This is a genomic window from Cryobacterium sandaracinum (assembly GCF_004403415.1).
GTDB lineage: Bacteria > Actinomycetota > Actinomycetes > Actinomycetales > Microbacteriaceae > Cryobacterium > Cryobacterium sandaracinum.
Window position 1 is genome coordinate 177,882 of record NZ_SOGO01000031.1, and the last position, 7,933, is coordinate 185,814.

8 protein-coding genes are annotated in these 7,933 nt (G+C 67.7%); 3 read left to right on the plus strand and 5 right to left on the minus strand.

Translation table 11 applies throughout. The annotated features are described in order from the left end of the window. Positions 1–2: 2 nt before the first annotated feature. The gene (locus tag E3T25_RS11260) at positions 3–1,139 is read left to right on the plus strand and encodes a glutamate--cysteine ligase (protein WP_104103102.1); all 1,137 of its coding nucleotides are present in this window, start codon (positions 3–5) and stop codon (positions 1,137–1,139) included. 348 nt (positions 1,140–1,487) lie between these two features. Here E3T25_RS11260 and E3T25_RS11265 read toward each other — a convergent pair whose 3' ends face one another. Both E3T25_RS11265 and ffh read right to left on the minus strand, forming a co-directional pair. After that, positions 1,488–2,327 carry an LLM class F420-dependent oxidoreductase gene (locus E3T25_RS11265; protein ID WP_104103100.1) on the minus strand — a complete coding sequence of 280 codons (840 nt, stop codon included), beginning with the start codon at positions 2,325–2,327 and terminating at the stop codon, positions 1,488–1,490. A 70-nt stretch (positions 2,328–2,397) separates the two neighbouring features. Further along, positions 2,398–3,972, minus strand: coding sequence for a signal recognition particle protein (ffh, locus tag E3T25_RS11270; RefSeq protein WP_104103097.1), 1,575 nt, complete (start codon positions 3,970–3,972; stop codon positions 2,398–2,400). Between the two features lie 76 nt (positions 3,973–4,048). Between ffh and E3T25_RS11275 the strand changes: the two genes are divergently transcribed. Continuing rightward, positions 4,049–4,369: a putative quinol monooxygenase gene (locus tag E3T25_RS11275; protein WP_134374270.1), complete on the plus strand. Its 321-nt coding sequence runs from the start codon at positions 4,049–4,051 to the stop codon at positions 4,367–4,369. 20 nt (positions 4,370–4,389) lie between these two features. Here E3T25_RS11275 and E3T25_RS11280 read toward each other — a convergent pair whose 3' ends face one another. Both E3T25_RS11280 and ftsY read right to left on the minus strand, forming a co-directional pair. Next, the gene (locus E3T25_RS11280) at positions 4,390–4,893 is read right to left on the minus strand and encodes a DUF2004 domain-containing protein (RefSeq protein WP_104103091.1); all 504 of its coding nucleotides are present in this window, start codon (positions 4,891–4,893) and stop codon (positions 4,390–4,392) included. A gap of 7 nt (positions 4,894–4,900) precedes the next feature. Then, on the minus strand, positions 4,901–5,776 hold the full coding sequence (gene ftsY, locus E3T25_RS11285) for a signal recognition particle-docking protein FtsY (RefSeq protein ID WP_104103088.1): 876 nt from the start codon (positions 5,774–5,776) through the stop codon (positions 4,901–4,903). A gap of 488 nt (positions 5,777–6,264) precedes the next feature. On the opposite strand from ftsY, the gene E3T25_RS11290 reads away from it, so the two are divergent. Next, a complete protein-coding gene (locus tag E3T25_RS11290) occupies positions 6,265–6,645 on the plus strand; it encodes a four-helix bundle copper-binding protein (protein ID WP_134342632.1) in 381 nt (126 codons plus the stop codon). Between the two features lie 47 nt (positions 6,646–6,692). Here E3T25_RS11290 and E3T25_RS11295 read toward each other — a convergent pair. Continuing rightward, positions 6,693–7,933: AAA family ATPase (locus E3T25_RS11295; RefSeq protein ID WP_166785995.1), on the minus strand; the 1,241-nt coding region annotated here is incomplete at its 5' end.

A 7,933-nucleotide genomic window follows, 5' to 3' on the forward strand; every position in this document is an offset into this window, starting at 1 on the left:
GCATGGGGATCGAATTTGCCCGGTCGAAACGGTCAACCATTGGCATCGAGTGGGAACTCGCCCTCGTCGACCGCGAGTCGGGTGACCTGGTCTGCCTGGCCGAAGAGGTGCTGACGGCTCTGGCCGCGCCCGACGGCACGCCGCATCCGCACATCACCGGGGAATTGCTCCTGAACACGGTCGAACTCGTGTCGGGGGTGCACCATACAGTTGCGGGCGCCGTCACGGATGTCGCCGTCCAGGTTGACGAGGTGCGCGCCATCACGGATCCGCGGGGCGTCGAACTCATCTCTAGCGGATCGCATCCGTTCAGCCAGTGGTTCGACCAGAAGGTCACGGACGAGGCCCGCTACCAGCGGTTGATCGACCGCACCCAGTGGTGGGGCCGCAACATGATGATCTGGGGCATCCACGTGCATGTGGGGATCGAGGACAAGGCCAAGGTCATCCCGATTTTGAACGGCCTGCTCGGCTACCTGCCGCACCTGCAGGCCCTGTCGGCGTCGAGCCCGTTCTGGGCCGGCGTGAACACGGGCTACGCCTCCAACCGCGCCCTCATGTTCCAGCAGTTGCCCACCGCCGGCCTGCCGTGGATCCTGCAGGACTGGGAGGCCTGGGAGCGCTACGTGGCCGATATGACGGCCACCGGGGTGATCGAGGATGCGACCGAGGTGCGCTGGGACATCCGTCCTTCGCCGCGATGGGGAACCATCGAGGTGCGCGCCTGCGACGGCGTGTCCACGACGGAGGAACTCGGCGCCATCGCCGCGTTCATCCAGTGCCTGGTCGACTGGATGTCTGGGCGTCTCGACGCCGGCGAGACGGTCGGGCCGATGCAGCCGTGGTTCGTTCGTGAGAACAAATGGCGGGCCGCTCGCTACGGCCTGGACGCCGAGATCATCACGGATGCCGCGGGCGCCGAAAGCCTGGTGACCGACGATGTGCGCCGGCTGATCGGCATCCTCTCCCCCGTCGCCGAGCGTCTGGGCTGCCTGGACGAGCTGCAGAGCCTGAACCGGATCATCACCGCGGGTGCGAGCTACCAGCGGCAGCTGCGCGTCGCCGAGGCGCACGGCGGCAGCCTGCCGGCCGTCGTGAAGTCGCTGACCCGCGAACTCCGCACGGGCCTCCCCGCATAGCTGACTGAGCCCTCATGGCCGTGGACGATGCGGGATCGCGGCTTGGGGGTTCCGAGCCGGGTGTTCGTGATGTCGACGCAGGCAGGCAGTGGACCGTGACGCGGGATGTGAGTGCGTTCCGGCCACCGTGTCTCTCGGGTCCGCGGCCCTGCAGCAACTCCGTCCCCAACGAATTCGACGGCGATTTTGGCGGAATCGGCCCGTCACACACCGAAAAACCCGTTTCACACCAAAATCTCCGTCGAATTGGTTCACCACCGAAGCCGGCGTTCCGCCTGTGATGATCAGCGTCCACGTGGTGCGGGCAGGACTGACCTTCCGGGAGCGATACCACCACTCGATTAGGACTCACGCATCTCGGGTGCAGCCCGTCTCAAGCGCGTTTTTTGTATCACGCCAGGCGAGCCAGTCAGTGAGCGAGGCCAGGTCGTAGTGCGGGCCGGACAGCCCAAGGGTGAACAGGCGGGCGCCTAGGTCGTAGAGCTCGTCGGCCTCGGTCACGGTGCGGGCCCGCAGCTCGGTGGAGATCTCGATCTCGGAGAGGTCCCGGCCCACCGTGTCACACCACTTCGAGAGCACGCCGAGCTTGTGCTCGAGCACCGCGGGAGTGGAAAACGAATGCCAGATGTCCGCATGTCTCGCCACGATCCGGAGGGTCTTCTTCTCGCCCCCGCCGCCGATCAGCACCGGGATGTCGCGCAGGGGCGGCGGGTTCAGCTTCGCCCAGCGCGCCTCGATCCGCGGGAGGTCGGCTTCGAGGGCGTCCAGGCGGGTGCCCGCGGTGCCGAACTCGAAGCCGTACTCGTCGTAGTCGCGCTCGAACCAGCCGGAGCCGGTGCCGAAGATGAACCGGCCGCCGCTGATGTGGTCGATGGTGCGCGCCATGTCGGCCTGCAGGTCGGGGTTGCGGTAGCCGTTGCAGTTGACCAGCGCGCCCAGCTCGATGGTGGAGGTCTGCTCCGCCCAGGCCGCGAGGAGCGTCCAAGACTCGAAGTGGAGGCCGTTCTTCTCGCCGGAGAGCGGAAAGAAATGGTCCCAGTCGAACGCGATGTCCGTGCCCAGGGCCTCGACCTCCGCCACGGTCACTCGGATCTTCGGATAGAGGGCGTGCTGCGGGGCGATTTGCACACCGATACGCACTCGGTCGGCCCTGGGGGAAGGCGTGGAGGAAGGCGTGGAGGAGGTCATGCGCTCATCCTAAACCGGCGGCCGGGGGCATCCGCAGCGCAGTCAGCGGCTCAGCGTTTGCGGCGCAGTGTCATCGACCGAGCATCTTCTGCAGGGCGGCCATCTCGTCTTCGGTGGGACCGCCCGCCTTCCTGGCGCCGCCGAGGCCGAAGCCCGTGCCGCCGCCCGCACCGGGGCCCGCGCCAGCGGGCTTCTCACCGGACGCGATCGCCAGGTTCTCCGCCGCGCGCTTGGCCGGGTTGCCTGACTTCGAGCCCTTCTTCTTGGGCTGCGGCTTGCCACGGCCGCCGCCGCCCATGCCGCCGGGGACCGGGCCCATGCCGGGGATGTTGGGCATGCCGCCCTTGGCGACCGTCTTCATCATCTTGGCGGCCTGCTCGAATCGCGACACGAGCTGGTTGACCTCGGTCACGGTCGATCCGGCGCCGCGGGCGATGCGCAGCCGACGGGATCCGTTCAACAGCTTCGGGGTGGTGCGCTCGGCCTTGGTCATCGACTGGATGATGGCCTCGGTGCGCACGATCTCGCGCTCGTCGAAGTTCTCGAGCTGCTGCTTCATGGCGCCGGCGCCGGGGAGCATGCTCATCATCTTCTTGATCGAACCCATGTTGCGCAGCTGCTGCATCTGCCCGAGGAAGTCGTCGAGGGTGAAACTGTCGGTGGAGAACTTCTCCGCCATCTTGCGTGCTTCGTCTTCGTCGAAGGCACCCTGCGCCTGCTCGATCAGGGTGAGGATGTCACCGAGGTCGAGGATGCGGCTGGCCATGCGGTCGGGGTGGAACGGCTCGAAGTCGTCGAGGCTCTCACCGGTCGACGCGAACATGATCGGACGGCCGGTGATCGAGGCCACGGACAGGGCCGCACCGCCGCGCGCGTCGCCGTCGAGCTTGGAGAGCACCACGCCGGTGAAGTCGACGCCGTCCTGGAACGCCTTGGCGGTGGCCACCGCGTCCTGGCCGATCATGGCGTCGATCACGAAGAGCACTTCGTCGGGGTCGATGGCCGTGCGGATGTCCGCGGCCTGCTTCATCATCTCCGCGTCGACGCCGAGGCGTCCGGCGGTGTCGACGATGACCACGTCGTGCATCTTCTGCTGCGCGTACTTGACGCCGTCGCGGGCGACCTTGACCGGGTTGCCGACGCCGTTGCCGGGCTCGGGCGCGTAGACGGGCACGCCCGCCTGGGCGCCGACGACCTCGAGCTGGGTGACCGCGTTCGGGCGCTGCAGGTCGGCCGCGACCAAAATCGGGGTGTGGCCGTCTTTCGCGAGCCACTTCGCGAGCTTGCCGGCGAGGGTGGTCTTACCGGCACCCTGGAGGCCGGCGAGCATGATGATGGTCGGCGGCTTCTTGGCGAATTCGAGTCGGCGCTGCTGACCGCCGAGGATCTCGACGAGCTCCTCGTTGACGATCTTGACGACCTGCTGGGCCGGGTTCAGCGCCTTGCTGACCTCGTCGCCGAGGGCACGCTCGCGCACCTTGCCGGTGAAGTCCTTGACCACCTCGAGGGCGACGTCGGCGTCGAGCAGTGCGCGCCGGATCTCGCGCACGGTGCCGTCGACATCCGCCGCGCTGAGCTTGCCCTTGGTGCGGAGATTCTTGAACGTCTCGGCCAGGCGATCTGAGAGGTTTCCAAAAGTAGCCATAATGCGTTTAGTTTAACCGGTCGCGGAGCCTACGTTTGTTCGGGTGCGCAAACCGCATCCGAAGCCAGGAGTCACCATGTCCGTTGTCGTCGTCGCCGTACTCACCCCGAAGCCCGGTCGCAGCCAGGAGCTCCTGGACGCGTTCGCCGTGGTCTCCCCCACGGTGCACGCCGAGACCGGCTGCGAACGGTATGCCGCGCACACCGACGGTGACCTGGTGGTCATGGTCGAGCGCTGGGCCAGCGTCGCCGACCTCGCGGTGCACGCGACCGGCGCGGGAATCACCGAACTTGGTGCGCTCACCGATGACGCACTGGCCGCCCCAACGGACGTCAAGGTGCTGCAGAACGTGCCGTTCGGCGACCCGGCCAAGGGCACCATCCAGGAGGGGCACTGACGTCCGACCGGACTGCTGCGCTACTGCTCGACGGCGATCCGCACGGGGTCGCCGTGCACGTCGATCGTGACCACGAGCAGGGCGTCGGTGTCATCGGGGCTGATCGAGTACTCGAGCACCGCGAAGTGCTCCTCGCTACGGAAGTGGTGCGGGTGGAAACCGATCCGCTGCAGCTGGATGGAGCGCAGAAAATCGATTTGTTTGTCGCCCGAATCCCAGATCAGGGCGTCGTCGAGAACCTCGGGATCCATTTCGTCGAGTTCGGTCGTGATGTATGCGCCCGTCACCGAGCCCTCCTTGCTGAGGTCGGCCACGAGCGATTCGCGGGCCTGCGAATCGAGTCCCTCGATGTCGTTGACCATGGCCGCCGCAATGTCGAGCGCTTCGGCCGAGACGGACTCCTCGTCGGGGGAGCTGAGGTCGATCTGCACGTCCTGGTCGCCCAGTTCGGCCGAATCCGACCAGTAGACCTCGCCAGCATCGTCACTGCCGAGAATTCCGAAGAAATCGTGTTCGATGGTCATGACTGTCCTATCCGACGAGTTTTTGTGCGAAAACGTGCGGCGTGAAACCGGTGAGGTCGTTGATGCCCTCGCCCTGGCCCACGAGCTTGATCGGGATGCCGGTCTTCTCCTGCACGGCGAGCACGAAGCCGCCCTTGGCGGATCCGTCCAGTTTGGTGAGCACGAGCCCGGTCACGCCGGCATGCTGGATGAAGGCCTCGGCCTGGGCCAGTCCGTTCTGGCCGGTCGTCGCGTCGAGCACGAGGAGCACCTCGGCGATCGGGGTCTGCTTCTCGATCACCTTGCGGATCTTGGTGAGCTCGTCCATCAGGCCGCCCTTGGTCTGCAGCCGCCCGGCGGTGTCGATGATCACGATCTCCGTGCCGTCTTTCATGGCCCGCTCGACGGTCTGGAAGGCGACGGATGCCGGGTCCTGGCCGTGGGCCTGCGGCCGCACGATGTCGGCGCCCGCCCGTTCGGCCCAGGTTGCCAGCTGTTCCACGGCGGCCGCACGGAACGTGTCTGCCGCCCCGATCAGCACGCTGCGGTTGTAGGTGCGCAGGAACTTCGCGAATTTGCCGATCGTGGTGGTCTTGCCGACGCCGTTGACGCCGACGACGAGCACGACGGCAGGCCGCGCGCTGAGGTTGAGGGTGGAGTCGAGCTTGGAGAGCCGTTCCTCGAGGCCTTCGCGCAGCATCCGTTGCAGGTCGGTCGGGTCGGTCGTGTTGTACCTGGCAACCTTGGCCCGCAGGTCGGCCACGACCGCCTCCGTGATGCTGGGACCGAAGTCGGCCTGGATGAGCGCGTCTTCGAGGTCTTCCCAGGTTTCGGCGTCGATGAGCTTCTTCGCGAACATGCCGCGCAGTGCGCCGGAGAGAGACCAGGGGGTGCGTTCTGCCATACCTACAGCCTATGGCTCGCGCGGTATCTGCGCCGCTGCGCCCCAGGTGTGCCTCGCGCGAAGCGGCGCAGCCGGCGCGTACCGAGCGGTGGACCTCCGAACCGATGGTGCGGACCGGGAGCGGCACCGCCCCGATAACGCTCGTTCGTGCGATTCGTGCCGTCACACGAGCGACCCGACCCGGCAGAATGACGGGGTGACGGCCCAGACCTCACCCTCTTGTGTCGGCATCGTCCACATCACGGCACGTCCTTCCCGCACGGCCCGGCGGCGGTCGGCAGCCTGATGCGTACGCTGGCGGCCGCGCGGCCGGAGCCGATCGTTGCCCTCGGATTCGTCGATGTGCAGCGCCCGGACACGCCGGAGACCCTCAGCCCGGTGTGAGGGTGTTGTTCTGAGGGACTTTCGGTCCTGGAACGACCACCCGAAAACGAGCAGGAATGTGCAAGCCCCCCGACAGCCGCCCGGACCCGGTCTAGGGTGTCGGCATGGCAGTCAGCACAGGGCCCGAGAGTGTGCGCACCGGGATCAACCGGTGCATCGCGGCGTGCGACGCTCTCGTGACGGTAAGCGAGGACTGCGCGCACGCCTGCCTCCGCATCAAGGGCAACGGCGACATCACCCGCTGCTTCTTCGCCGACCTGGACTGCATCGAGGTGTGTTCGTCGACGAGCCGGCTGCTGTCCTGGCATGCGCGCAAGGACGGGCTGATGACCATCGCGCTGCTGGAAACCTGCCGCGAGGCCGCCCGGGCATCGATCGCGGCCTGCGAGAACATGGCCCGGCTGCATCCGGGCTGGCACACCTGCAGCATGGCCTGCCGCCGGGTGGACGAGGCCTGCGCGCGACTCCTGGCCGTGCTGCGCTAGCGTTCTTCACTCGACAGCGGCGATCAGCGGCGATCAGCGGCGACGTGTCAGGATGCCTGCTCGTCATCCTTCGCGATGCGCTGCCCGACCACGGCCGAGACCCCATCGAGGCGCATCGAGACGCCGTAAAGGGCATCCGCGATCTCCATCGTGCGTTTCTGGTGGGTGATCACGATGAGCTGACTGGTGGCGCGCAGGTCCTCGAAGATAGTCAGCAGCCGGCCGAGGTTGGCGTCGTCGAGGGCAGCCTCGACCTCGTCCATGATGTAGAACGGACTCGGGCGGGCCTTGAAGATGGCGATCAGCAGGGCCACGGCGGCGAGCGAGCGCTCCCCGCCCGACAGCAGCGAGAGCCGCTCGATCTTCTTGCCGGCGGGCTTGACCGAGACCTCGATGCCGGTCGTGAGCAGGCTGTCGGGATCGGTGAGACGGATGCTGCCGCTCCCGCCCGGGAACAGCACCGGGAACACCTCGGCGAACGCCGCCTGGGTGTCGTCGAAGGCGCTGCCGAAGATGGCACCCATCTTCTCGTCGATCTCCTCGATGATGGTGAGCAGGTCACGGCGCGTGTTGGTGAGGTCGGTGAGCTGCTCAGTGAGGAAGCGGTGCCGCTGCTCGAGCGCGGCAAACTCCTCGAGGGCCAGCGGGTTCACTCGGCCGAGCTGGGCGTAGCGGCGCTCGGCGACGGTCAGGCGGCGCTGTTGGTCGTCCCGGTCGAAGCGGACGGGTTCGGAGGTCGGGTCTGGGCTGTTCTGGATGGCGCCCGGAATCGGCTGGTCGGGCCCGTACTCGGCCACGAGCACGTCTTCGGTCAGACCGAGGTCGCTGACGGCGCGCTCGAGCAGCCCGGACAGGTGCAGCTTCTTCTCGTAGATGGCCAGTTCCAGACCGTGCACGGTCTCGGTGACGGCCTGCAACCGGGCGCGCAGGGCGCTGTCCTCCCGGCGCAGCGCCGCGATTTCCTCGTTCTGGCTGCTGCGCTCCGCCTCGGCGGTGGCCAGGCGCAGCCTGGCTTCGCTGGCGGAGGCGTCGACCGAGGCAAGAACCAGCGGGAGCGCCTCGGCCACCCGGCTGGCGGCATCCACCTGACGGCGACGGATGACCGCACGCCGGGCTGCCTCCTCGGCCGCCGCCCGCGCGGCAGTCTGCTGTTTCGCGAGCGCGTCGGCCCGCGCCTGCCCGGCGCGCACGCGTTCGCGGGCGGTCTCGGCCTGGAGCCGGGCCTCGACCTCGGCTTCGCGCGCGGCCTCGAGGGCGGCGACGAGCGCGTCGCGAGGTCCGGTATCCG

Bases quoted from the DNA above. Each gene is read 5' to 3' on its own strand.
- E3T25_RS11260 (WP_104103102.1), top strand. From the start codon at position 3: ATGGGGATCGAATTTGCCCGGTCGAAACGGTCAACCATTGGCATCGAG.
- E3T25_RS11280 (WP_104103091.1), bottom strand. From the start codon at position 4,893: ATGACCATCGAACACGATTTCTTCGGAATTCTCGGCAGTGACGATGCT.
- E3T25_RS11265 (WP_104103100.1), bottom strand. From the start codon at position 2,327: ATGACCTCCTCCACGCCTTCCTCCACGCCTTCCCCCAGGGCCGACCGA.
- E3T25_RS11290 (WP_134342632.1), top strand. From the start codon at position 6,265: ATGGCAGTCAGCACAGGGCCCGAGAGTGTGCGCACCGGGATCAACCGG.
- E3T25_RS11275 (WP_134374270.1), top strand. From the start codon at position 4,049: ATGTCCGTTGTCGTCGTCGCCGTACTCACCCCGAAGCCCGGTCGCAGC.
- ffh (WP_104103097.1), bottom strand. From the start codon at position 3,972: ATGGCTACTTTTGGAAACCTCTCAGATCGCCTGGCCGAGACGTTCAAG.
- ftsY (WP_104103088.1), bottom strand. From the start codon at position 5,776: ATGGCAGAACGCACCCCCTGGTCTCTCTCCGGCGCACTGCGCGGCATG.